This window comes from Amycolatopsis sp. NPDC089917 (assembly GCF_040684635.1).
In the GTDB taxonomy this organism is placed as follows: domain Bacteria; phylum Actinomycetota; class Actinomycetes; order Mycobacteriales; family Pseudonocardiaceae; genus Amycolatopsis.
The window spans coordinates 71638-93507 of record NZ_JBFBGL010000018.1 but is presented as its reverse complement, the minus strand read 5'-3'; the positions used below and the strand labels follow the sequence as shown (position 1 = coordinate 93507).

General features: G+C 70.3%; 23 protein-coding genes. 9 read left to right on the top strand and 14 right to left on the bottom strand.

Features of this window, described 5'->3' with window-relative positions; genetic code table 11:
- Positions 1 to 22 precede the first annotated feature (22 nt).
- The gene (locus AB0N89_RS15920) at positions 23 to 901 is read left to right on the top strand and encodes a LysR family transcriptional regulator ArgP (protein ID WP_364204944.1); all 879 of its coding nucleotides are present in this window, start codon (positions 23 to 25) and stop codon (positions 899 to 901) included.
- A 38-nt stretch (positions 902 to 939) separates the two neighbouring features.
- Entirely contained in the window at positions 940 to 1515 is a 576-nt protein-coding gene (locus AB0N89_RS15915; RefSeq protein ID WP_364204942.1) for an HhH-GPD-type base excision DNA repair protein, read from the top strand.
- Here AB0N89_RS15915 and AB0N89_RS15910 read toward each other — a convergent pair whose 3' ends face one another.
- From AB0N89_RS15910 to AB0N89_RS15900, 3 genes are read right to left on the bottom strand one after another with little or no spacing between them, the layout of a single operon-like run.
- Positions 1516 to 2082 (bottom strand): GNAT family N-acetyltransferase, encoded by a 567-nt coding sequence (locus AB0N89_RS15910; RefSeq protein ID WP_364204940.1) that lies wholly within the window; start codon positions 2080 to 2082, stop codon positions 1516 to 1518. It abuts the gene before it with no gap.
- Positions 2083 to 2089: 7 nt separating this feature from the next.
- Positions 2090 to 2671 (bottom strand): hypothetical protein, encoded by a 582-nt coding sequence (locus AB0N89_RS15905; protein ID WP_364204938.1) that lies wholly within the window; start codon positions 2669 to 2671, stop codon positions 2090 to 2092.
- Positions 2653 to 3297: a spermidine synthase gene (locus AB0N89_RS15900; RefSeq protein ID WP_364204937.1), complete on the bottom strand. Its 645-nt coding sequence runs from the start codon at positions 3295 to 3297 to the stop codon at positions 2653 to 2655. Before AB0N89_RS15900 ends, AB0N89_RS15905 begins: the two co-directional genes overlap by 19 nt.
- Positions 3298 to 3526: 229 nt before the next feature.
- Here AB0N89_RS15900 and AB0N89_RS15895 point away from each other — a divergent pair, with 229 nt between their 5' ends.
- Positions 3527 to 3715, top strand: a complete 189-nt coding sequence (locus tag AB0N89_RS15895; protein ID WP_005166504.1) for a DUF1918 domain-containing protein — start codon at positions 3527 to 3529, stop codon at positions 3713 to 3715.
- A 3-nt stretch (positions 3716 to 3718) separates the two neighbouring features.
- Here the strand turns inward: AB0N89_RS15895 and AB0N89_RS15890 are convergent, their stop codons facing one another.
- On the bottom strand, positions 3719 to 4888 hold the full coding sequence (locus AB0N89_RS15890; protein WP_364204935.1) for an MFS transporter: 1170 nt from the start codon (positions 4886 to 4888) through the stop codon (positions 3719 to 3721).
- Positions 4889 to 5067: 179 nt separating this feature from the next.
- Here AB0N89_RS15890 and AB0N89_RS15885 point away from each other — a divergent pair, with 179 nt between their 5' ends.
- Positions 5068 to 5385 (top strand): metalloregulator ArsR/SmtB family transcription factor, encoded by a 318-nt coding sequence (locus AB0N89_RS15885; RefSeq protein WP_364204933.1) that lies wholly within the window; start codon positions 5068 to 5070, stop codon positions 5383 to 5385.
- A gap of 195 nt (positions 5386 to 5580) precedes the next feature.
- Complete coding sequence (locus AB0N89_RS15880) at positions 5581 to 6753, top strand: MFS transporter (RefSeq protein ID WP_364204931.1); 1173 nt, start codon at positions 5581 to 5583, stop codon at positions 6751 to 6753.
- Between the two features lie 4 nt (positions 6754 to 6757).
- Here the strand turns inward: AB0N89_RS15880 and AB0N89_RS15875 are convergent, their stop codons facing one another.
- Positions 6758 to 7057 (bottom strand): DUF3017 domain-containing protein, encoded by a 300-nt coding sequence (locus AB0N89_RS15875; RefSeq protein ID WP_007032100.1) that lies wholly within the window; start codon positions 7055 to 7057, stop codon positions 6758 to 6760.
- A gap of 154 nt (positions 7058 to 7211) precedes the next feature.
- Here AB0N89_RS15875 and AB0N89_RS15870 point away from each other — a divergent pair, with 154 nt between their 5' ends.
- On the top strand, positions 7212 to 9908 hold the full coding sequence (locus AB0N89_RS15870) for a glycohydrolase toxin TNT-related protein (protein WP_364204929.1): 2697 nt from the start codon (positions 7212 to 7214) through the stop codon (positions 9906 to 9908).
- A gap of 74 nt (positions 9909 to 9982) precedes the next feature.
- Here the strand turns inward: AB0N89_RS15870 and AB0N89_RS15865 are convergent, their stop codons facing one another.
- From AB0N89_RS15865 to AB0N89_RS15835, 7 genes are all read right to left on the bottom strand, one after another.
- Complete coding sequence (locus tag AB0N89_RS15865) at positions 9983 to 10570, bottom strand: pentapeptide repeat-containing protein (RefSeq protein WP_364204927.1); 588 nt, start codon at positions 10568 to 10570, stop codon at positions 9983 to 9985.
- A gap of 22 nt (positions 10571 to 10592) precedes the next feature.
- A complete protein-coding gene (locus tag AB0N89_RS15860) occupies positions 10593 to 11660 on the bottom strand; it encodes a reverse transcriptase family protein (RefSeq protein ID WP_364204925.1) in 1068 nt (355 codons plus the stop codon).
- A gap of 393 nt (positions 11661 to 12053) precedes the next feature.
- On the bottom strand, positions 12054 to 12425 hold the full coding sequence (locus AB0N89_RS15855) for a hemerythrin domain-containing protein (protein ID WP_364204923.1): 372 nt from the start codon (positions 12423 to 12425) through the stop codon (positions 12054 to 12056).
- 106 nt (positions 12426 to 12531) lie between these two features.
- Positions 12532 to 15885 (bottom strand): error-prone DNA polymerase, encoded by a 3354-nt coding sequence (locus tag AB0N89_RS15850; RefSeq protein ID WP_364204922.1) that lies wholly within the window; start codon positions 15883 to 15885, stop codon positions 12532 to 12534.
- A gap of 4 nt (positions 15886 to 15889) precedes the next feature.
- Positions 15890 to 16042 (bottom strand): hypothetical protein, encoded by a 153-nt coding sequence (locus AB0N89_RS15845; RefSeq protein ID WP_005161922.1) that lies wholly within the window; start codon positions 16040 to 16042, stop codon positions 15890 to 15892.
- A 2-nt stretch (positions 16043 to 16044) separates the two neighbouring features.
- Positions 16045 to 17646 (bottom strand): DNA polymerase Y family protein, encoded by a 1602-nt coding sequence (locus tag AB0N89_RS15840; RefSeq protein ID WP_364205006.1) that lies wholly within the window; start codon positions 17644 to 17646, stop codon positions 16045 to 16047.
- A gap of 14 nt (positions 17647 to 17660) precedes the next feature.
- Entirely contained in the window at positions 17661 to 18383 is a 723-nt protein-coding gene (locus AB0N89_RS15835) for a hypothetical protein (RefSeq protein WP_364204920.1), read from the bottom strand.
- A 198-nt stretch (positions 18384 to 18581) separates the two neighbouring features.
- On the opposite strand from AB0N89_RS15835, the gene AB0N89_RS15830 reads away from it, so the two are divergent.
- From AB0N89_RS15830 to AB0N89_RS15820, 3 genes are read left to right on the top strand one after another with little or no spacing between them, the layout of a single operon-like run.
- Positions 18582 to 19394, top strand: a complete 813-nt coding sequence (locus AB0N89_RS15830; RefSeq protein WP_364204918.1) for a hypothetical protein — start codon at positions 18582 to 18584, stop codon at positions 19392 to 19394.
- 27 nt (positions 19395 to 19421) lie between these two features.
- Positions 19422 to 19820: an HD domain-containing protein gene (locus tag AB0N89_RS15825; protein ID WP_364204917.1), complete on the top strand. Its 399-nt coding sequence runs from the start codon at positions 19422 to 19424 to the stop codon at positions 19818 to 19820.
- The gene (locus tag AB0N89_RS15820) at positions 19817 to 20011 is read left to right on the top strand and encodes a hypothetical protein (protein WP_364204915.1); all 195 of its coding nucleotides are present in this window, start codon (positions 19817 to 19819) and stop codon (positions 20009 to 20011) included. The genes AB0N89_RS15825 and AB0N89_RS15820 overlap by 4 nt, the downstream gene beginning before the upstream one ends.
- 4 nt (positions 20012 to 20015) lie before the next feature.
- Here AB0N89_RS15820 and AB0N89_RS15815 read toward each other — a convergent pair whose 3' ends face one another.
- Together AB0N89_RS15815 and AB0N89_RS15810 are read right to left on the bottom strand one after the other, a co-directional pair.
- Positions 20016 to 21362, bottom strand: a complete 1347-nt coding sequence (locus AB0N89_RS15815; protein WP_364204913.1) for a hypothetical protein — start codon at positions 21360 to 21362, stop codon at positions 20016 to 20018.
- A 58-nt stretch (positions 21363 to 21420) separates the two neighbouring features.
- Positions 21421 to 21858 (bottom strand): VOC family protein, encoded by a 438-nt coding sequence (locus AB0N89_RS15810; RefSeq protein ID WP_364204911.1) that lies wholly within the window; start codon positions 21856 to 21858, stop codon positions 21421 to 21423.
- Positions 21859 to 21870: the final 12 nt, after the last annotated feature.

Genomic DNA, 21870 nt, shown 5'->3' with positions numbered 1-21870 from the left:
TTCTTACGTAACATTAGCGCTCATGATGACCGATCTGCCTCTCGACCTGGTCCGCACGCTGCTGGCTGTCGCCGACGAAGGCACGTTCGACGCGGCGGCGTCGGCGCTGCACGTGACGCCGTCGGCGATCAGCCAGCGCGTCAAGGCGCTCGAACAGCGCACCGGCCGGGTGCTGCTGATCCGCACGAAACCGGTACGCCTGACCGAATCCGGGCAAGCCGTCGTGCGTTTCGGCCGCCAGCTGGCCCTGCTGGAGGCCGACACCCGGGCCGAACTCGGCCTGACCGCCGGCGACGAACCGGTCCGGCTGCCGATCGCGGTGAACGCCGATTCGCTGGCGACATGGTTCCTGCCGGCCCTCACCCGCGTGCCGCCCGAGCAGAAGATCTGCTTCGAGCTGCACCGCGAGGATCAGGACCACACCACGACGCTGCTGCGGGAGGGCCTGGTGATGGCCGCCGTGACGTCGTCGCCGGATCCGGTCGCGGGATGTTCGGTGCACCGGCTCGGGCACATGCGCTACCTGGCCGTCGTGAGCCCGGCGCTCGGCACGGATCTGGACCTCGCCGAAGCACCCGTCATCGTCTTCGACCGTCGTGACGACCTTCAGGACCGCTTCGCCCGCGAACGCGGCACGACCGCGAGTTCGCTGCGGCACTACGTCCCGTCGTCCGAGGGGTTCTTCGACGCCGTCACCGCCGGGATGGGCTGGGGCATGGTGCCGCTCGCGCAGATCGGCGACCGGCTGCGCGACGGCAGGCTCGTCGGTTTCGACCCGGACCACCCGATCGACGTACCGCTGTTCTGGCAGCAGTGGAAACTCGACTCCCCCGCGCTGGCGGCGGTGTCGGCCGCCGTCACCACGGCGGCCGCGGACCTGCTCGTCGACCCACACGGATGAGGACGCGCGCGGCGGCCCGGTCGTGAGATCCTGGGCGCATGACGCGCGCATTGCACCTGGTCGGGGACGAGGAAGCGGACCGGCTGCTGACCGAGGACCCGTTCGCGCTGCTCGTCGGGATGCTCCTCGACCAGCAGTTCCCAATGGAACACGCGTTCCGCGGCCCGCAGAAGATCGCGGACCGGATGGACGGTTTCGACATCAAGAAGATCCACGCGATGGACACCGAGACCTTCGTCGAGCTCTGCGTGGTCCCGCCCGCGATCCACCGCTACGGCGGCTCGATGGCCCGGCGGGTGAAGGATCTGGCCCAGCACGTCGTCGAGGTCCACGACGGTGACGCCGCCGGGATCTGGACCGCCGGACGCCCCAAACCGGACGGCCCCGAAGTCCTCAAGCGACTCAAGGCGCTGCCCGGCTTCGGCGACCAGAAGGCCGCGATCTTCCTCGCGCTGCTCGGCAAACAGCTCGGCATTCACCCCAAGGGCTGGCGCGCGGCCACCGGCTCGTACGGCGACCGCGGCTCCCGGCGTTCGATCGCCGACGTCGTCGACGCGAAGACCCTCGGCGAGGTGCGGGCGTTCAAGAAGGCGGCGAAGGCCGCGGCGAAGTAGCTACTTCTTGCCGGCCCCCGGCCACGGTCCCGGCGTCTCGGCGGGCAGTTCGGCCTGCTCGACCTCGGTGCGGAACACCCGGAAGCCGCGCGCCTGGTAGTTCTTGAGCGCGGCCGGGCCGTCCGTCGTGCAGGTGTGGACCGTGACCCGGCGTGCCGGTGTCTTGCCAGGCCAGCGCTCCGCGAGCGCCCAAGCTTCCCGGAGCGCGACGGTCAGCAGGTGCCCGCCGACGCCCTTCCCGACGAAGGACGACATCAGCCCGAAGTAGGCGAGCTCGACCTCGCCGTCAACGGCGCCGTCGAGTTCGAAGTAGCCGCACGGCGTCCCCTGCGCGTACGCGACCCAGGTCTCGACGCCCGGCCTGTCCAGCCACTCGATCCACCGCGTCCAGGTCCAGCCGAGCCTGTCGATCCAGAACCAGTCGCCGCCGACGGCGGTGTACAGGTAGCGGTTCAGCTCCGGGCTGACCAGCTCGGCGCGCTTGACCGTCACCGGGACGGCGGGCGGTTTCGCCGCGCTCAGGTCGTCCGGTGAGGTCTGTTCGAGGTGCCAGGTCGTGATCTCCATGCGGCGATCATTTCAGCCAGACCCGCAATGGTCCCAGTGCCGTGTAGCCGTTCCGCAGGGCCGCGTCGAGGTCCTCGCCGCGTTCGTAGCCGGTGATCGGCAGACCGGGGAAGCTCGCCGCGCCGGCCGAGGTCGCGCCGCGCCAGGCGTCGTCAAGGTCGCCGTGAGTGTACAAATTGGACAGTCCGGCGAAGCCGCCGTCGCGATTCGCGGTCACGCCCGAAACTCCGTCGGACCACACGGCGACGGCCGGGTCGCCGAACTCGTCGTCGACTCGGGACCAGCCTGGTTCGAGCGGCATCCGAGCCGTCCGAGTGATCCACGTGGCCTCGAAGAGCACCTCGAAGCCCGCTTGCGAAAGATCCAGGCAACCGAAGCTGTCCTTCACCGCACAACCCGGTGACAGGTCGATCCCGTCCAAGACGTCTTCGACTGTCGCGTCCGGCGTCAAGGTCATCGCGTCCGGGTACAGCGGCGGTGTCCGACACGCCGACTTCCAGACGCGGGCGGCGAAAGTGCCCGTTCCGCACACCGTGTCGCACCAGCGGGCGTTGACCCGCGCGGCGTCGGCTACCTCCGCGCGAACCACAGCACGTCCGGCTCGCCTTGCGGCACCGGGATCTTCAGCTCCCGGACCTCGCCGAACCGCGCTCGCAGCCGCCTCGCGAACGACGGCACCGACTCGGCGCTCCACACCCCGAGCACGCCGCCGGGCCGCAGCCGCGCGGCGAGCATGTCGAGCCCGTCCTCCTGGTACAGCTTCGCGTTGCCGTCGGTGACCGTCCACTCAGGACCGTTGTCGATGTCGAGGCACAGCGCGTCGAACCGCTCTTCCGTCCGGCGCAACCACTTCACCAGATCGGCCTCCACGACGGTGACCCGATCGTCGGAAAGGGCGTCGTCGTGGACGTCCTTGAGCGGGCCCTCGCGGTTCCACCCGATCACGGCGGGCTCGCGCTCGACGACCACGATCTCGCCGACACCGGGGTGGTCCAGCGCGGCGCGCAGCGAGTAGCCGACACCGAGGCCGCCGATCAGCATCCGCGCCTTGCCGGGCACCAGGTCCGCCGCCACCGAGACGAGCAACCGTTCCGATTCACCGTTCCGGGTGTCCATCAGGAAGACGCCGTTGGCGATGACCTCGAAGTCGTCCCCCGCTTGCCGGAGTACCAATTCGCCGCTCTTCCCGGCCACTGTGTCGAGTACGTCGGTCATCCGGGCAGCCTATCGGCGACGGTCACGACAAGCCCGCCAATTTGTACGGCACGAGACCGAATGTCGAGCGCTTTCGGCGGAATGCCTTGCTGCTCATGGCCGAGTACGGCGATCGCGCGGGCACCCGGTGCGCGCGAACCGGACGCCGCAAGGGATTTCGAGGATCATGCCCATGCCGTAGCGGGATCACTCCGACGCTCCTAACCTTGAAACGTCGGAGGTGGTTCTCATGCAGGCGACCGTCGGAGACGAGATCCACGTGCACGGACGCACGGTGGGCTCGGCCGAGCAGCGCGGCGAAATCCTCGAGGTACGCGGCGAACACGGTGGCCCGCCGTATCTCGTCCGGTTCGCGGACGGACACGAAGGGCTGGTGTTCCCCGGCCCCGACTGCGAAGTCCAGACGCGCGCCGAATAGGCGTCAGTCGGCCAGCGCGGGCTGCCTCACGCGGCTCCGCCAGCCCACCACGACCACGGCCGCTCCGAGCGCCGTCAGCACCGCCGCGATCTCGGGCAGCAGAAGCGGACCGCCGCCGCTGAGCACCGCTCCCCCGACCAGGCCGGACAGCCCGACGCCGAGATAGATCGCGGACGCGTTGAGCGAGAGGACGAGCCCGGCGTTCTGCTTGGACAGCTCGATCAGCCGGTGCTGGATCGGCGGGTTGATCGACCAGGTGGCCAGGCCCCAGAGGAACAGGATGACGGCCGCGCCGGCGACGGTGGTCGCGACCAGCGGCAGCATCGCGAGCACCACGGTGATCCCGCCGAACACGATCAAGAGCGGTCCCCTGGCGCCCCAGCGGTCGGTCGCGCGGCCGCCGAGGACGTTGCCGAGCGCGCCGCCCGCGCCGTAGACGAACAGCAGCAGGCTGACGGTCGTGCCGTGGACGCCCGCCGTGGCGGACAGGACCGGCGAGATGAAGGTGTAGACGGAGAACGCGGCGAGGCAGCCGAGCACGGTCGCGCCGAGCATGGCGAGTACGCGCGGGTCCTTGGCGACGGTGAACCGTTCGGCGAGCCGGACCGGGGGCGGCGCCGGGACGGCGGGGAGGACCAGCCGGACCGCGAAGGCGCCGAGGAGCGAGAAGGCCGCGACGAGCGCGAAGACGGCCTGGTAGCCGACGCTCTGCGAAAGGACGCTGCCGAGCGGGACGCCCAGGATCGTCGCGATGGTCAGGCCGCCGAAGACGAGGGCGACCGCCCGGCCCCGGCGTTCCGGCGCGGTGAGCTCGGCGGCGACGGCGCTCGCGGCCGGGGTGAAGACCGCGGCGCCGATCGCGGTGACGACCCGCGCGAGGAGCAGGGTCACGTAGCCCGGCGCGAGGGCGGCGAGGGCGTTGCCGATGGCGGTGACGACGAGGGCGGCGACCAGGAGCGTGCGCCGTTCCCAGCGGCCCGTGACGGCGGCGAACAGGGGCGAACCGACCGCGTACGCGATGGCGAAGGCGGTGACCAGCTGGGCGGCGGCCGTCTCGGAGACGGCGAGCTCGCCGGTCAGCGCGGGCAGCAGCCCGGCGACGACGTACCCGCTGGTGCCGACCGCGAAGGTACCGAGCGCCAGCACCGCGGTCCTGGGTGGTGCGAAAGTCATGACTCCCCAGCTCCAGACCCCCGGCGATCGCGATTAGCCCGCGAAACTCGAGTCCGCGCCGCATCGCGATTAGCCCGCGAAAGTCGACACCGGGGGTCGTTGTTCGATGGTTGTCGTAGTTCGATGGAGACCGTACTACGTACTCGCGAGAAGTTCGAGGGGCGTCGTACTATGGACGGATGGCCGCGACCACTCAGCAGTACACCTACCCCGATCGGGACGAGATCCGGATCGAGGCGGTCCTCGCCGCGCTCGCGGACCCGGTGCGGCTCGACATGGTCCGCCAGCTGGCCGAACCCGGCACTGAGATCTCGTGCAGCGGTTTCGCCGTCGCCGTGACCAAGTCCACACTCACCCATCACCTGCGCACCCTGCGCGAAGCGGGCATCATCATGGGCCGCCAGCAGGGCACCGCGCGCTACAACTCCTTGCGCCGCAACGATCTCGACGAGCTCTTCCCCGGCCTGCTCCAAGGAGTGCTCGCCGCCCGCCGCTGAGGGTGGGCAGCCTCACCCGAAACCGGGATGACAAAGGCCCCCTCGATCCGTTGAACTGGACACCGGACAGCTCGTCGACGTCGAGACGGCACGCGCTGTCTTCTTTTGTGTCCGAGACCTAAATCGATTCAGCTCTCCCATCCGCGACGCTGGGCGAGTAATCGTTTACTCACGTACGACCCCGGAAGGAGAGCCGTGCCCGTCGCGCTGCTCGCGCTCGCCATCGGTGCCTTCGGCATCGGGACCACCGAATTCGTCATGATGGGCGTGCTGCCCGAAGCCGCCACCGACTTCGGCGTGTCGATCCCGTCCGCGGGCTACCTCATCTCCGGGTACGCCCTCGGCGTCGTGGTCGGCGCCCCGCTGCTCACCGCCGCCGCCGTCCGGCTGCCGCGCAAGACCATGCTGCTGGCGATGATGGGCCTGTTCACGCTCGGCAACACCCTCTTCGCGCTCTCGCCGAACCAGGAGTTCGGCGTCGCTTTCCGCTTCCTCGCCGGCCTGCCGCACGGAGCGTTCTTCGGCGCCGGCGCGGTCGTCGCGTCCAGCCTGGCCAAGCCGGGCGAACGCGCGAAGGCCGTCTCGATGATGTTCCTGGGCCTGACCCTGGCCAACGTCGTCGGCGTGCCGCTCGGGACGCTGCTCGGCCAGAAGGTCGGCTGGCGCGCGACCTTCGGCGTCGTCGCCGTGATCGGCCTGCTCGCCATGGCCGCGATCGCGAAACTGGTCCCCCACCAGGGCAAACCGGTCGAGCCTTCGCTGCGCGGCGAACTCGGCGCGTTCCGCCGCCCGCAGGTGTGGCTCGCGCTCGCGATCGTCACTTTCGGACTCGGCGGCGTGTTCGCCTGCCTGTCCTACATCGCGCCGATGCTGACCGACGTCACCGGCTACTCGCCGTCGAACGTCACCCTGCTGCTCTCGCTGGCCGGGGTCGGCATGACGATCGGCAACATCCTCGGCGGCAGGCTCGCCGACAAGGCGCTGATGCCGAGCCTCTACGTCTCGCTGTTCGGGCTGGCCACGGTGCTGGCGATCTTCACCTTCACCGCGAACGGCAAGGTCGGCGCGGCGGTGACGATCTTCTTCGTCGGTCTCGCCGGGTTCATGATCGGCCCGATGATGCAGGCCCGGATCATGGAGAAGGCGGGCGGGACGCCGTCGCTGGTCTCCGCCGCCGTGCAGTCGGCGTTCAACATCGCGAACTCCATCGGCGCCTACCTGGGCGGCCTGGTGATCGCGGGCGGGTTCGGCCTGGTCGCGCCCAACTGGGTCGGCGCGTCGCTGGCCGTGCTGGGACTCTCGCTGGCCGTGGTCTCCGGTGGCCTGGACCGCCGCGAGGCACGGCTCACCCCCGCCATGGCCTCCTGACCACTCAGGACAGCGGGCCACCGGTGATCGTGAAGGCGATGAACAGGATCAACACGGACAGCGCGCCGTAGGTCAGGACGTCGACCGGCTTGCCCCGGATGGCCAGCAGACCGGCCTTGGCTTCGGGCAGCGCCGCCCGGAGCAGGCCCGCGAGCAGCAGCGCCCCGCCGATGAGCGCGGCACCCTGCCGCCAGTGGTACTGCCCGATCCGCAGGGCGGCGACGGCCACCACCAGCATCACCAGCAGGAACGGCAGGTGATGGAGCAGTGCCCCACGGTCACGCCGCTGTCCGGCCACCGCCATCAGTCCTCGTCCTTCACGGTCTCGCGGACAATTCGGTTCACGCCGTCCAGTATCCCGGGTGAGTGACGCGGCAGCAGGTCAGGGCTTATTCCGGGTTGTCAAGAGCGGCAAAACCCACATGCGGGGTGCACACAAGCGCGGATACGGTCAAAATGTGACCGTGGCACAACCGACGACTCAGTTGAACGCGACCGAGCAGGACACCCTGGTCAAACAGATCGGCCTCGCCCTGCTGCGGGCCGCGCCGCGCGATTGGCGGAAGGTGACCGCCGAGTACCGAGCCGTCGGCAGGTACCACGAGATGACCGGCGAGATCATCACCGAAGACGGCTCGGCGCACGAGTGGGTCGCGACGCACGACATCGCGACGCTGTTCGGCAGGCTCCGCGCCGGGATGTATCGCGACGGCCGCGGCACCTGGTTCAACGCCCGTTACCAGCTCGACCACCCGTCCAGCTACAACCTCGAGTACAACCGCGACGAGCCCCAGTGGCGCCTCGCGCCGCCTCCGCAGGCGCTCTCCGACGAGCTGCGCATGTTCCCCCGTTCCGAGGAGAACGTGCCCGAATGGCTGATCCGGCGCATGTCCGGTCTCGGCCCGGAGCAGCCCGGACCGCATTTCCGCATCGCCCGCATCTTCGACACCATCGGCCCGGCCGGGCGCCCGGTGATCAACCGGCCCGACCTGGAGATCGAGGAGCAGGACAGGCTGCTCGACTACCTCGATCACGCGCCGCTGGTGGTCACCGAACGCGGCTACGACATCGACCGGCTCGCGCAGACCCCCGAGGCCACCGTCCCGGTCGCCTTCCACAGCGACGGGCTGTGGATCTGGCCCGCCGCCGTCAACTTCTACCTGCGTGAATACGGCGTCTCGCCGGAGCTCGACCTGATCGAGCACGTCCGGCAGAACGACTTCGCGCTCCCCGAGGTCGACGCCCCGACGCTGCAGGCCGCGGCGGGGTACCTCACCAGGGGGAATCAGCCCCCGCAGCAGCGCCCCAACGGCCCGGGTGGACCGAACGGCGCTCCCGCCGGCCCGCCTCCGCAGGGTCCGCCGCAGAACGGCCTCGCCCAGAACGGCCCGGTGCCGCCGCAGCAGGCCGCGGTCAACCAGCCCGGCCCCCACGGTCCCGGTGGCCCCGCGGGTCCCGGCCCGAACCAGGCCGCGCAGCCGCCCGTCCCGCCGCCGCATCAGCCGGGCCCGGACCCGGCGGCGGCAGCGGCCGCGGCCGCCGCACCGGTCGCCGCCGCGGCGGCCGTTCCCGCCGTCGAGTCCACGATCCCGGATCAGGCCGAGCAGGCCCAGCGGTACGAAGAGGACTACGACACTCAGGACTATCAGGCGCAGGACTTCCACGAAGCCGCCGCCGAGCAGCAGTACGAAGACGGCTACCAGGATCCGTACGCGCACGACGAGGCGCAGTTCCACGAGTCCGAACAGGACGTCTACGCCGACGAAGACCGGCAGGACGAGGCGTCGCATCAGCTCGCCGAGCCCGAACCGGCGCCGCAGGCGGCCGACCCGGAGGCCACCACGTACGCGCGGCCCGCGCAGGTCGACGCGTACGAGCAGCCTCACGAGGAGGAGCAGGACGCCTACACCCAGCAGGAGGAGAACCAGCCGTTCGAGTCTCCCGAGGGGGAGACGACCACCGGGTACACGCCGGTCGAGCAGGCCGACGCCGGTCCTGAGCTGCCCCTCCTGACGCACGACGCGGAACCGAACGTGCCGCCGCCGTCGGACTCCGAGGTCACGCAGGTCGACGCCCCGCCGCAGGAGCGGGGGACCTTTGCCGCCGCGGCCGCCCCCGTGCCGATGTCCCGCCCGGAGCCCGAACCGCGTCGCGAGGAAGCGCCCCGCCGCGCCGAGCACCCCGTGCCGGTGCTGAACGAGCTCCAGGCGAAGTTCGACGACCTCGACGTGCCCGACGACGTCTACCGCATCGGTGGCCCCGCCGACCACGGCTGGAGCGTCGAGCAGGTGGACGGCGGCGGCTGGCGGGTCGGCTGGTACGACGGGAAGCTGACCAACCCGGCCGTGTTCGGCGACGCCGAGGACGCGGCCGCGTTCATGCTCGGCAAGGTCCTGCTGAACCCGAACGGTGCTCCGCCCGAGGACGAGGTCTTCGAGGAGGAGCCCGTCGCCGAAGAGCCGCCCGCCGAGGAACTGCCGCCGCCTCGCCCCGTGCTGGCGACGTTGTCCCCCGAGGTCGCGACCGGTTCGCATCCGGTGCCGCCGCGGGAGGCGATCCCGGCCCAGGAGCAGACGGCGTTCACGACGGCCGAGGAGCTGCTCGGGGACGACCTGGACGACGAGCCCGCGCCGGTCCCGCCCGCGCCCCCGGGGCGGCCGAACCCGGTGCTGGCGAGCCCGCCGCCCGCCCCGCCGCGCCGCGAACCGCCGGTGGCGCCGCCGCCTCAGCCGCCGATGCGACGCGAGGAACCGTCCCGTCCGCCCGCCGCGGCGAACGCCGGGGGCCCCGACGCCAAGCAGAACTGGCCGATCTCGCCGCTCGGCGGCGAACCGCCGCTGACGCTGTTCCGCGGCAAGGAGCTGCGCGAGCTGCCCGCGGGCAGCGAACTGGACCGCTTCGGCGGCCCGAACGGCAACCTGACCTACGCGGCCGGGACGCCGTTCGAGGAGCGCTCGCTCGTGCCGGAGTGGGTGAACCGGCCGTACCACGTGTACCGCGTGCAGCGGCCGCTCGAAGCGCTCGCCGGTGTCGCGATCCCGTGGTTCAACCAGCCCGGTGGCGGGTCGGCGTACCTGCTGCCGGCGTCCATCGAGGAGTTGCTCGCCGAGGGCGACCTCATCGAACTGGACCCGGGCGAACCGCCGATCGACTAGCCTTCAAGTGTCATGAAAGGGTCGTTCCTGACGTTTTTCGTCAGGAACGACCCTTTCCTGACATCCGGGACCGGTCAGTGGATGACGAGGCCGTGCGCGGCGGCGTAGGCGATCGCGGTCTCGGTGTCCACGTGCACGCCGGAGAGGTTCGCCTGCACCAGGCCGTTGGCGTCGATCCGCGCTCCCCGCAGGTCGGCGCCGTCGAGTTTCGCGCCCGCCAGCCGGGCTCCGGTGAGGTCGGCACCGCGCAGATCGGCGCCCGTGAGGTCCGCCTCGGTCAGGTTGGCCTCGCGCAGCCGCAGCCCGGAGAGATCCACTTTGGACAGTCGATTACGGCTCAGCGAGACCAGCGAGAGATCACATTCGGTGAACGCGATCTTCTGGAACCGGCAGTCCACAAAGGATGATCCGAGCATCGAGCAGGAACTCCACCGGGTGCCGGAGAGCACACTGCGGTCGAAGGTGCATGACCGGAACGCCGACGCCTCGTGGCGCGAGCCTTCGAAGTCGACCTTGGTGAAGTCGCACTGGTCGAAGGTGCAGCCCTGGGTGCGCAGGCCACGCAGGTCGGCTTCGGTGAAATCACAGCCGACGAAACTGCGTTTTTCCCACCACTGCTGGGAAAGGACGGCTTCTCGATAGTCTTCGGCGGTCTCGATCACCCGTCCAGGATCGCACACCGGTCTACGGCCAGGTGATCCCGTCGAACAACGCGCGCAGCTTCGCCGCCCGCGCCGGCGAGGAAGCGGCGATCCAGCCGACGCGGCCGAGCAGGTGAGCGCGGAAGTCCGGATGCGCGGCCCGGTTCTGCGCTTCCGGACCGGTGCGGGCGCAGTTGTGGAGCAGGGCGCGCAACGCGTCGTAGTCGGCGCGCGTCGCGGCGGGCGCGCTGTTGACCACCAGGCCCGCGACCCGTTGCCGCTGATGCGCGGCGGCGACCGACGTCTTGTCGTCCCGCAGGCGGAAGCCCTCGTCGGTCACGATCCGCCGGACACCGGGCAGCAAGCGGTGCAGCGGCAGGGAATCCCCGGAGAACGCCAGGTCGTCGGCATAGCGCGTGTAGGTCGCGCCCAGTGCCCGCGCGAGGCCGTCGAGCCGCCGGTCCAGGTGATGTGTGACCGCGTTCGCGACCGCGGGCGAGGACGGCGCGCCCTGCGGCAGGTGGGTCGCCGCCAGGTTGTTCAGCAGCCGCACGCGGGCCGGATCCCGCCGTCCCCCAGGTGCCGTGGCGAGAACGTCGGGAGGGACGGCCGTGGTGAGCACGCCCGCCAGCGCCTCCGCCACGGCGGGCGGATATCCGGCGAGCGCGAGCAGTGCCGAGATCCGGCGCGCGGACACCGTCGGGAAGAACCCTTCGAGGTCCATCCTGACCACGGTCCGCCGACCGGCGTGCGGCGCGGCGCAGGTCATCGGCGAACGTCCGCGCCGGAACCCGTGCGCGGCTTCGTGCACCGGCAGCGCCTCGACGACGTGCCGCACGATCCGGCGCTGGAGTTCGGCCATCCGCGGCTTCGGCCGCTCGATGAGCCGCACCCCGCCGGACGCCGTCGGGATCCAGCGGTAGCCGTAGTGCCGGACCGGCCCGGCCGCGCGCCTGTTCCAGCCTTTCGCGTCGGCGAACCAGGAAAGTTCGCCGGGTGTCAGGTCGAGCGCGGCGGCGCAGTCCTCGAAGGTCGCCCAGCGGGCGACCTGCCATCGCCAGACCGGCATGGGTCCGATGAGCGACGCGGAGGTGACTCTTTCTCCTGTCATCCGCGCGAACCCGCACGCGAAGCATGCCGCTCTCGCGCGGGGCGCCTCGTCTCGCTGTCTTCGTACTCCCCGGGGTTGCCCCGGAGTGGGTGGTGCTCCACCGGCTCACCTCCGCGTCGCGAACACCACCCTACCGAAGTCAGCGATTCGGGATGATCTTCGCGCTCGCCACGTGGTCCATGGCCTCGATGACCTTCGGGTCGTTCATCCGGCGCGCACGAGGAAGGATCACGCCCGTAGGGGACGGCTCTTGTCCTAATGCGATTTCAGCAGGAAAGAGGGCTTCGTTTCCCGCCACTCCGGCATGTCCAGTGAGTTGAGCGCCTCGACGATCCGCTTCTCCTCGTAGCGGAAATGCGTCTCCATGATCGCGGTGAGGCCGTCCAGTTCCCGCTAGACGTCGAGGATCTCGTCCTGAGTCGACCCGGGGCCGACACCGTCGACCAGTTCTTCGAGCCGTTCGATGATCCCGGTCATCACCCCGTGGTCGTGCGCGAGCTCTTCGAGCGACGGCCGCAATCCGGGGAATTCGTCCGCCAGTACGAGGAAAGCGCCGCCGTCCTCGCCGGTGTGATGCCTGGTCAGCGCCGAGCAGAAGGTGAGGCAATGCGCCCGGAGGTCGCGCAGCCGCTCGGCACGCCCCTCCGCGACCGACTCGAGGTCGTCGTGCAGCATGGCCAGCTCTTTACGCAACCAGTTGTGAACCTGAACGAGTTGATTTCCGAACGCCGTCAACCGGCCGTCCGTCCGAGAAGGGGTTTCCATGATTTCCCATGGTCCGGCGCCTCCATGCCCGCGACGGTCTCTTTGCCGGGTGCACTGCGACGCTGGAGGAACTTCAGCATGGTCCCCGGGTGATCGTCAAGAGGATTCAGTGGAAGTCACGGGACTTGGCGGTGATCCGCAGCGGCAGGTGCCGGATCTGTTCGGCGAGGACGTTCACCACCTCGCCGGTGCGCTCGACCACGCCGCGGACCAGCAGCGCGGGGCTGCCGCGGGCGACCCGGTGATAGCGCTGCCACACGCCCACCGTGCAGATGACGTTGATCATCCCGGTCTCGTCTTCGAGGTTCATGAAGGTGACGCCGCCCGCGGTCGCGGGCCGCTGGCGATGGGTCACCGCACCGCCTGTCAACACCCGCGCGCCGTGAGGGATCTCGCGCAGGCCTTCCGCCGTGACGACACCGAGTTCGTCGAGGCTCTCCCGGACGAACTGGGTCGGGAAGCTGTCCGGCGACACCCCGGTGGCCCAGACGTCCGCGGCCGCGACGTCGATCGCGTCCATCCCCGGCAGCATCGGCGCCTTGGCCCCGGTGGTGAGCCCCGGCAGTTTCTCCAGGCTTTCGTCGGCCACCGCGCCCGCCGCCCAGAGCGCGCTTCGCCTGCTCTCGCCGAAACAGCCGAACGCGCCGGCCGCGGCCAGCGCCTCGACCTGCGACGTGGTCAGCCGCACCCGCCGGGCGACCTCGGGCAGATCCGCGAACGGGCCGCCGCGTTCCCGCTCCTCGACGATCTCCTTCGCCAGGTTCTCGCCGATCATCCGCACGGTGGACAGGCCGCCCCGCACGGCGAGCAGTTCTCCCTTTTCCGGCAGGGGTTCCAGGGTCGCGTGCGGGAGACTCGCGTTGATGTCCGGACCGAGCACCCGCACCCCGTGCCGCCGCGCGTCGGCGACCAGCGACTGCGGCGAGTAGAACCCCATCGGCTGGGCACGCAGCAGGCCCGCCAGGAACGCGTCCGGGTGGTAGTACTTGAAGTACGCGCTCGCGAACACCAGCAGGGCGAAGCTCAGCGCGTGACTCTCCGGGAAGCCGAAATTCGCGAACGCCTTGAGCTTGCCGAAGATCTTCTCGGCGAGCTCACCCTCGATGTCGTTCTTCGCGGCGCCTTCGAGGAAGCGCAGTTTGAGCCGTTCCATCTTCCTTTCGGAACGTTTGGCGCCCATGGCGTGCCGTAACTGGTCGGCTTCCGCCGGGGTGAAATCGGCGACGTCGAGGGCGATCTGCATCATCTGTTCCTGGAACAACGGGACGCCGAGGGTCTTTTCCAGCGCACCCGCCAGCTTCGGATGGTCGAAATCCCATTTCTCCTGCCCGTTCTTGCGCCGGATGTAGGGATGCACCGAACCGCCCTGGATCGGGCCGGGCCGGATGAGCGCGACCTCGACCGCCAGATCGTAGAACTTCTTGGGACGCAACCGAGGCAGGGTCGCCAGCTGAGCGCGGCTCTCCACCTGGAAGACGCCGATCGCGTCCGCGCGGCAGAGCATTTCGTAGACGTTCTGGTCCTTGAGGTCCAATTCGGAGATGTCGACCTCTTTCTCTTTGTGTTCGCGGACAAGATCGATCATATAGTGCAGGGCCGACAGCATCCCGAGTCCGAGCAGATCGAATTTGACCAATCCCGCGGCGGCACAGTCGTCCTTCTCCCACTGCACGACGCTGCGGTTCTCCATCCGCGCCCATTCGATCGGCACGACCTCGCTCACCGGTTGTTCGCAGATCACCATCCCGCCGGAATGGATGCCGAGATGCCGGGGGAAGTCTTCGAGCGCGCAAGCGAGTTCCACGACCTCTTCCGGGATGTCGTGGTCGTGGTCCTTCTCCGTGGCCCGCAACGCGCCCCAGCGGTCGATCTGCTTGCTCCACGCGTCCTGCTGGCCGGGCGAGTACCCCAGCCCCCGCGCCGCGTCCCGGACCGCGGACCGCGCCCGGTAGGTGATCACGTTCGCCACCTGCGCGGTGTTCAGCCGCCCGTATTTCCCGTAGACGTACTGGATCGCCTCCTCGCGGCGATCGGATTCGATGTCGAGGTCGATGTCCGGGTAGCCGTCGCGATCCGGGGCGAGGAACCGTTCGAAGAGCAGGCCGTAGCGCACGGCGTCGACCTTGGTGATGCCGAGCGCGTAGCAGACCGCCGAATTCGCGGCCGAACCCCGGCCCTGGCAAAGGATGTTGTTCTCCCGGCAGAACCGCACGATGTCCCAGACGATCAGGAAGTAGCCGGGGAAGCCCAGTTCTTCGATGATCCCCAGTTCGTGCTCGATCAGCTTGCGCGCTTTGTCCCGGTACCTCTTGCTCTTGTTCTTCTCGTGCTCCTTCGCGCCCTCAAGGGTGAGTTCCTTCAGATAGGACGCTTCGGTGTGCCCCGCCGGCACCTTGAACGGCGGCAGCTTCGGCTCGATGTGGTGGAGTTCGAACGCGCACTCCCGGCCGAGCAGCGCCGCCCGCTGCACCGCGCCCGGATAGCGTTTGAAGATCTCGGCCATCTCCTCCCCCGACCGCAGGAACGCCGTCCCCGCGGCGGGCAGCCAGCCCTCCATGTCCTCCAGCCCGCGCCGGGCGCGAATGGCGCTGAGCGCGTCGGCGAGCGGGGCCCGTTCCGGCCGGGCGTAGTGCGCGGCCGTGGTCGCCACAGTCGGGAGCCCGAACTCGTGGGCCATCTCGCTGAGCAGGTCGTTGTGCGTGCTGTCCAGGGGAAGGCTGTGGTCGATGAGCTCGACGTAGACGTTTTCCCTGCCGAAGCAGTCGATGAGCTCCTTCAGCCGCTCGACGGCCGCGGCGGGGCCTTCGGTGACGAGCGCCTTGCGCACGGCGCCTTTGCGGCAGCCGGTGAGCACGACGCACTGCCCGTCGACCTCTTCGGCGACCGCGCGCAGGTCGTAGACGGGCCTGCCTTTCTCCGCCCTTTCCTTGGGCGACAACGACTCCCTGTCGAAGCCGTACAGCTGTCCGGCGGTGATGGCGCGGTTCAGGCTCAGGTAGCCGTCCTTCTGCTTGGCCAGCAGGAGAAGGTGCTCGCCCTCGGGATCGGCGACCCCGTTCTGCGGCCCGGACAGGCCGAAACTGAGCTCCGTGCCGAAGACGGTGTGCACACCCAGCTCCCTGGCCGCTTCGGCGAAGCGCACCACGCCGTACATGCCGTCGTGGTCGGTGAGCGCGATCGCGTCCAGACCCAGCCGCGCGGCCTCCTCCACCAGCTCCTCGGGATGGCTCGCGCCGTCGAGGAAGCTGAAGTTCGAATGGCAGTGCAGTTCGGCGTACGGCACCCGGTGTGAGGTGGCGCCGTCGTCCTCGCCGATCCGCCCCGTCAGGTCCGGGGGCCGCTGGTAGCCCTCCCGTTTGGCGCTCCACGCAGGGCTGTCACCGCCGTCTCCGGGGTGGACCTCGCCCGCGAGCTCGCGGGCGAGGTCCCTCCACGGCCGCGGAGGATTGTCCCAGCCCATCGGATCACCGGTTCTCGGTCGAACGTCTCGGCGCGGGGACGAACACTTCCGCTCGCGGGACGCACGCCGCCCAGGCCGTGTCCAGCTCCGCACGCTGCACCGGGATGGCCGGTTCCTCCAGCCAGCGCCGCACCAGCCGCGTGTACTCCTCGTCCATGTTCAGTCGTACTTCCCTTCCAGTGTCCACATCGGATTCCTGTGGTGTTCGAAGCGGAGCAGCACCGCCTCCTCGGCGTCGTGCCCGTCGGCCAGCAGCACCTGCAACCGGATCCGGGTCCCCGACCGCGCGTGACCGGCACCGGCCCGGACACCGACCAGCCACGGCCCGGCCCAGGCGAGGACCTCGCGCGGCTCCTCGCCCTCGAAACTCACGACGAACGGCGCGGCGGTGACCCGGCGCCGCGCGGTGATCTCCACGACGCGGCCGTTCCTGTCCAGCACCTGAGCGGGAACCGGCCGGGCGAACACCGTCGCCGGGGAGGGCGACGGGAGCCTCCCGGCCCAGTTCGCGTCCGCCTGCGCGGACTTCTCCCGTCTGTCGCCCCACGGCACCAGCCGGACGCGCTCGGCGGGATCGCGACCGCCGTCGAGCACCGCGGTGAAGACGCTCTCCGGACCGAGCAACCCCTGCACCCGCACCAGGGCGCGGCCGGCCCGCTCGCCGGACAGCCCCTCGTCCTCGGTGGCCGGGCGCAGCGTGCCCGTCGCACCCGTTTGCCACAGCCCGAGTTGCAGCGACCGGCCTTCGACGGTCTCCTCCGGCTCCAGCCGCAGCCGGACGACACCGGATCGAGGCCGCGCCGAGGTGTCCCGGGCTTTCAGCCAGCCTTCGAACTGCCAGCGCACCCTGTCCGCGACGCCGAGCGGGGTCAGCGGTTCGGCGCAGCGCCACACCCGGCCGAGTTGTTCACCGGTCTCGGTGGTGGCGTAGATGCCGAGGCGGGTGCAGGCCAGCCCGTGCGCGGCAAGCCCGGCGTGGAAGCGCTCGCCGAGTCCTTTCGCCACGAACGCGGCGGCGTCGATCCGGTCGATCGGCGGGTCGAACGCCTTCGCGAGCGAGAGTTCCGGTGGCGGCCGACGGCGCGACGGCGGACGTTCGGACCGCCCTCGTGCCAGCCGGTGCGCGAGCACGCCCTCCATGCCGAACCGCGCGGAGACGTCGCTTTCGTCGAGCCCCGCGAAGGCGCCCAACGTGCGCAGGCCGAGCTGCTTGAGCAAAGTGACCAGTCCGGTTCGGCCTGCTTCGGGCTGGTCGAGTTCGCGGATGGGCAGCGGGGCCAGGAATTCCGCCGTCCCACCGGGATCGACCAGCGTCGAACGACGGGCGGCGAGCGTCGCGGCGAACAGGCCGTCGGCGACGCCGACCTGGCATTCCACTCCCGCCGCCACGGACACCTCGTCCACCAGCCGTTCGAGGAGACCGTGTTCACCGCCGAAGTACCCGGCCGCGCCGTCGACCGGGACGGCGACGATCCCCGGGCGTACCACCTCGACGCCGACGGCCAGCTCTTCCACCGCCCGCGCGACCGACTCGAAGAGCCGGGCGTCACGGCCGTCGTCCTCGCCGAAGACCGCCAGCTCCGGACAGCACGACTGGGCTTCACGCCGCCGCATCCCGCGCCGGACGCCATACCCTCGGGCGACCGCGGTGCAGGCGACCACGCGGTTCGCCGAGAAGACCGCGGCCGGGCGGCCGACGGCCTCGCCCGCGACGGCCGCGGCGGCGACCGCGGGCCAGTCCGGGCACCACAAGACCAGCATGCGCAGAGGTGGGTTCACGCCGTCCCCCACCTCGCCACGGTCGCCGGGGCCGGCGTGGGGAAGTCGGCCTTCCGGACCTCGCCCTCGCCGGGAAACCGCAGCAACACCGACCTCGGCCGGGCGGCCGCGCCCCGGCCACCCGTCCGTACCTCCACCTCACGAGCGCGCAGGTAGCCCGCGCCGTCACCGGTGAAACCCGTCCAGCGCGAGCGACGACAGCTCAGTTCGACCTCCGCACCGGGCCACGAACCCAGTGAGAGCAGGACCGAACCGCGGTTGCGCGCGCGGGCGGACAGCCGTCTCGCCACGTCGGGCCGGGCGAGCCCCGGACCGACGACCACGAGATCGAAGCCGTCGAGCAGGGCCGCGGTCACCGCCGGGAACTCGGGGCCAGGACGAGGGACCAGCGCCAGCCTGCCCACCTCGACCCCGAGTTCCGCGGCGGCGACCACCCCGAGCGTGGGCAGGCCGACCGCGACCGCCCACGCACCGCCGGCGGTCGCGGCGGCCAGCAGGGTGAGCATCAGTGACGTGGACCCCAGCACCGATACGGTGCTCCCGCGCCGGAGCCCCGCGGCGGGCAGCAGACCGGACAACGCCGGGGACACCGGGAGCACCCTTCCCGTCGTCCTCGCGTGTTCGGCCGCGGAAGCCACGCCACTGGCCGTGCTCACTCCCGGCAAGGCCGCCAGCCTCGCCAACGGCAAGGCCCGTGCCTCGACCACCTCCGCTGTCACGGACCAGCCTCCCCACGACATCTAGACCGTCCTTTATGGACGGAACAGGACGCGCCACGGGGAAGGCGGCACTTCGAACGCTTGTTCGATAACTCCAGTAGACCGGGTCCCGCGACGGTTGTCAAGCGAGGTGGGAACGATCACCGGACCTGTCACGTCCGAGGCCGGGAATCCCCTCGCCGGAAAGGAAAGTCCGCAGTGAACGACGCTTGGCCCGAGACGGTGAACGGCTGGGAACTCGCCAGGGAGGGCCACATCGAGAACTACCGCAAACGGCTGGCCAACCGGGTCACGGTCACCGCGGTCTGGGAGAACGGGACCGGCCGGGGCCGGATCGACGCCCGCACCGAACCGCTGGGCAGCGGGCGGACCCTGACCGGCACCCGCAAGGACTTCCGGGACAAGGAGGCGTTCTGGACCGCCGCGACCTGCGTCCTGGAGATGGCCGCGAACCTGCCGTCGCTCGACTGGCACACGAGCCCGGCGCCCACGGCGCTGGCCGGGACCGTCGCCGGCATGGTCGAAGCGGAGCCCGGCACCAGTGGCTACCCGGAGGCGGAACTGACGTTCACGCTGACCGACGGGCACACCGTGACCCTGTGCATGACCGACGAGCAGGCCTTCGACCTGAGCAACGCCATCTCGCGGCTCGACCACCACGTGTGGTCCGAAGAACGCGAAGACGACGAAGAGGACGAGGATGAAGAGTGCGAAGAGGTCGACATCGACGAAGTGCCCGACGTCGAGGAAGTCCGGTCCGGTCCGGACACCGGGCACGACCTGGTCACCGTCCTGGACGACCGCTTCGGGGTCACCGAGGACAACCTACTGGCGCACGTCGACTGGTCCGCGCTCATCGTGGTGGGTGAACCCGCGGTGAGTTCGCTCGTCGACCGCGGCGAGGAACTGACCGCCGCCGTCGCCCCGAGGTGGTATCCGGTCGTCGTGGACCGGCCCGGTGAGCACTGGGTCGTCCTGAAGCGCACAGGCCTGCGCTATCACGGGGAATGATCGGCGGTTTCTGTCATTCTGGACGTCATGCCCTCGCCTGCTTTGCGCCGTGCCCTGACCGATCCCGGCGAGCCGCCGCTCCGTCCCCTGCCGGACGAAGTGAGCGAACTGCTGGAGGAACTGTCCGCTCCCCCGCGGCTCGCCGCGCATCTGCGCGCGGTCCACGAGGTGGCCTGTTCGCTGGCCGGCTGGATGGAGAAGCAGCACCCGGACGTGGCCTTCGACCGCGAAGCGACCCTGTTCGGCGCGGCCGTCCACGACGTCGGCAAGACGATCCACCGCGAAGAGCTGTCCGGCCCCGGCTCCGCGCATGAGCAGGCCGGTTACGAACTCCTTGTCTCCCAAGGAATCGACGCGAACCGGGCCCGGTTCGCGCGGACGCACGCCGCCTGGGCGCGGACGTCGGCGTCGAGGATCTGCTCGTGAGCGTCGCGGACAAGGTGTGGAAGGCGAAGCGGGTCACCGACCTGGAACAGCTGCTGGTCGACCGGTTGGCCGCCGCGAGCGGCCAGCCGTCGTGGGAGGTCTTCCTGGCGCTGGACGACCTGCTCGACCGGATCGCGGCGGACGCCGACGGGAGGCTGGCCTTCCAGGCGAGCCATCCCGTCGACGGCTGAGGCGTCAAGCCACGCGCGGCAGCGGAGCCGGGTGGTGCCGCCGGAAAGCGGGCGCGGTGGTGCCCTGGTCACCGTGCAACCAGTCGCGAAGGAAGTGGAGCTCCGGCCCGAACCGGTTCGCCTCGGCGCTCAGCCGCTCCGGCGACGTCGACGACCAGCGGCCGGTTTCGACGCGATCCCGCAGCACCCGCAACGCCGTCAGCTCCTCGGCGGCGGTGTGCTGGCAATGCCCGCCCCGGTTCACGAACACCTGCCGGATCCGGTCGGAATCGACGCGGTCGCCGTAGTTCCGTTCGTGTCCGGGGGCGACGCCGTCCCCGATCGGATGCAGCGTGACGACGGGCTGGCGGCCGTGTCCGGTCGGCGTTCCGATGCGGGCGAGCCATCGGGCGGCGGCGCCGTCGGCCTCGACGCGGGGCGCGACGGCGAGCTTGGCGAGATCGGCGCCGAGATCCAGGCCCGCGTCACGGTAAGCCTGGTTCACGAGGTCGCGTTCACTCGACCGCGCGAGCAGGCCGCGGTAGTCCACTCCGATGTTCCCGGTCGGGTTCCCACCGGCCTGCGCCTCCAGGTCGGCCCGATGAGCGCCCCACGCGAACTGGTCGTAGACCGCCTGGACGAACTCCGTCTGCTGACGGACCTGCTCGACGACGTCGGCGGAGCGCGGACGGAGCGCCGTCGACCAGCCGGGGACGTCGGCGAACGCGTTGGCGAGAGCGAGCCGTGCCCGTCCATCGGGTGATTCCAGCGCCTTCGCTATCACCTGATGGGCTTTCGCGAGATTCGCCGGCGGGTCGGCGATCCGGACGACCTCCAGCTCGGGCGCCAGCAGTGTCCGGACCGCGAAACCGAGGTCCAGCGCCTGACCGAACAGCGCGGCGCCGCCCGCGACAGGGCCGCACATCGCCAGCACGCCGTCGATCCGCCGCGGAAGCCGTTCGGACAGCAGGACCGCGTTGAGGCCGCCGCCGGAGGCTCCCCAGGTGAGCACCTGCGCCGGGCGGCCGACGTTGCGGTCGAACCAGGACAGGAGCGCTGTCTGGTCTTGCACGGCTTCGCGGGCCGAGAAGCCGTTCGGCTTGCTGTAGAGCGACGCGGCCAGCGCGTACCCCTCGCCGAGGAGAACGGATTTCGCCTCCTCCCGGTTGGCGAGCTCGACCACCTCGGGAACGTAGCCCGGCGGGTAGATCCCGTGGTTGTACAGCAACAACTTGCCGTTCCAGTTCGGCGGCACCTCGACCCGGTACCGGGCGCCGTCGATCACTCCGGTGTGCACCCGGACGTCGTCCGAGGTGAGGGCGGGAGCGCCGGTGAAGATCAGCGCGGCGGCCAGGATTCCTGTCAGCGTCATGACGGAAATGCTGGCAGCGCGGGACTTCGCGGGAATCCGTCGAGACGCGGCTTCTCGCCTACGCTTCCCGGCGTACGAGCTCCTCCGCAAGCTCGACGGTGATCCCCTCCGGACCGCGGACGTAGCAGAGCCGGTAGCTGTCCTCGTACTGCACCAACTCGCCGACGAGCTCGCCGCCGTGCGCCCGCGAGCGCTCCAGCACGTCCTCGATGTCCTCGACCGAGAACACGAAGTGGCGGATGCCGGGCGTGTTCATCGGCACGCGGGAATGGCCGTCGCGGCTCGGCGACTGATACTTGATCAGTTCCACGCCTCCGTGACCGTCCGGCGGCCGCAGCACGGCGATGTCCGTCCGGACCTTTTCGAGACCGGTGAGGCGATCGACCGTGTCGCCCTTGAGGGATGCCTCGCCTTCCAGTTCGAGGCCGAGTGCGGTGAAGAAGGCCTTGGCCGCTTCGAGATCGTGGACGACGACGCCGACGTGTTCGAGCTTCATGACGGGTTCCTT

Excerpts from the sequence above, each read along its gene's own strand:
- AB0N89_RS15845 (WP_005161922.1), bottom strand. The coding sequence starts at position 16,042 with ATGGACGAGGAGTACACGCGGCTGGTGCGGCGCTGGCTGGAGGAACCG.
- AB0N89_RS15825 (WP_364204917.1), top strand. The coding sequence starts at position 19,422 with ATGCCCTCGCCTGCTTTGCGCCGTGCCCTGACCGATCCCGGCGAGCCG.
- AB0N89_RS15810 (WP_364204911.1), bottom strand. The coding sequence starts at position 21,858 with ATGAAGCTCGAACACGTCGGCGTCGTCGTCCACGATCTCGAAGCGGCC.
- AB0N89_RS15895 (WP_005166504.1), top strand. The coding sequence starts at position 3,527 with ATGCAGGCGACCGTCGGAGACGAGATCCACGTGCACGGACGCACGGTG.
- AB0N89_RS15855 (WP_364204923.1), bottom strand. The coding sequence starts at position 12,425 with ATGGAAACCCCTTCTCGGACGGACGGCCGGTTGACGGCGTTCGGAAAT.
- AB0N89_RS15910 (WP_364204940.1), bottom strand. The coding sequence starts at position 2,082 with ATGGAGATCACGACCTGGCACCTCGAACAGACCTCACCGGACGACCTG.
- AB0N89_RS15900 (WP_364204937.1), bottom strand. The coding sequence starts at position 3,297 with ATGACCGACGTACTCGACACAGTGGCCGGGAAGAGCGGCGAATTGGTA.
- AB0N89_RS15885 (WP_364204933.1), top strand. The coding sequence starts at position 5,068 with ATGGCCGCGACCACTCAGCAGTACACCTACCCCGATCGGGACGAGATC.
- AB0N89_RS15815 (WP_364204913.1), bottom strand. The coding sequence starts at position 21,362 with ATGACGCTGACAGGAATCCTGGCCGCCGCGCTGATCTTCACCGGCGCT.
- AB0N89_RS15860 (WP_364204925.1), bottom strand. The coding sequence starts at position 11,660 with ATGACAGGAGAAAGAGTCACCTCCGCGTCGCTCATCGGACCCATGCCG.
- AB0N89_RS15850 (WP_364204922.1), bottom strand. The coding sequence starts at position 15,885 with ATGGGCTGGGACAATCCTCCGCGGCCGTGGAGGGACCTCGCCCGCGAG.
- AB0N89_RS15890 (WP_364204935.1), bottom strand. The coding sequence starts at position 4,888 with ATGACTTTCGCACCACCCAGGACCGCGGTGCTGGCGCTCGGTACCTTC.
- AB0N89_RS15875 (WP_007032100.1), bottom strand. The coding sequence starts at position 7,057 with ATGGCGGTGGCCGGACAGCGGCGTGACCGTGGGGCACTGCTCCATCAC.
- AB0N89_RS15920 (WP_364204944.1), top strand. The coding sequence starts at position 23 with ATGATGACCGATCTGCCTCTCGACCTGGTCCGCACGCTGCTGGCTGTC.
- AB0N89_RS15915 (WP_364204942.1), top strand. The coding sequence starts at position 940 with ATGACGCGCGCATTGCACCTGGTCGGGGACGAGGAAGCGGACCGGCTG.
- AB0N89_RS15840 (WP_364205006.1), bottom strand. The coding sequence starts at position 17,646 with ATGCTGGTCTTGTGGTGCCCGGACTGGCCCGCGGTCGCCGCCGCGGCC.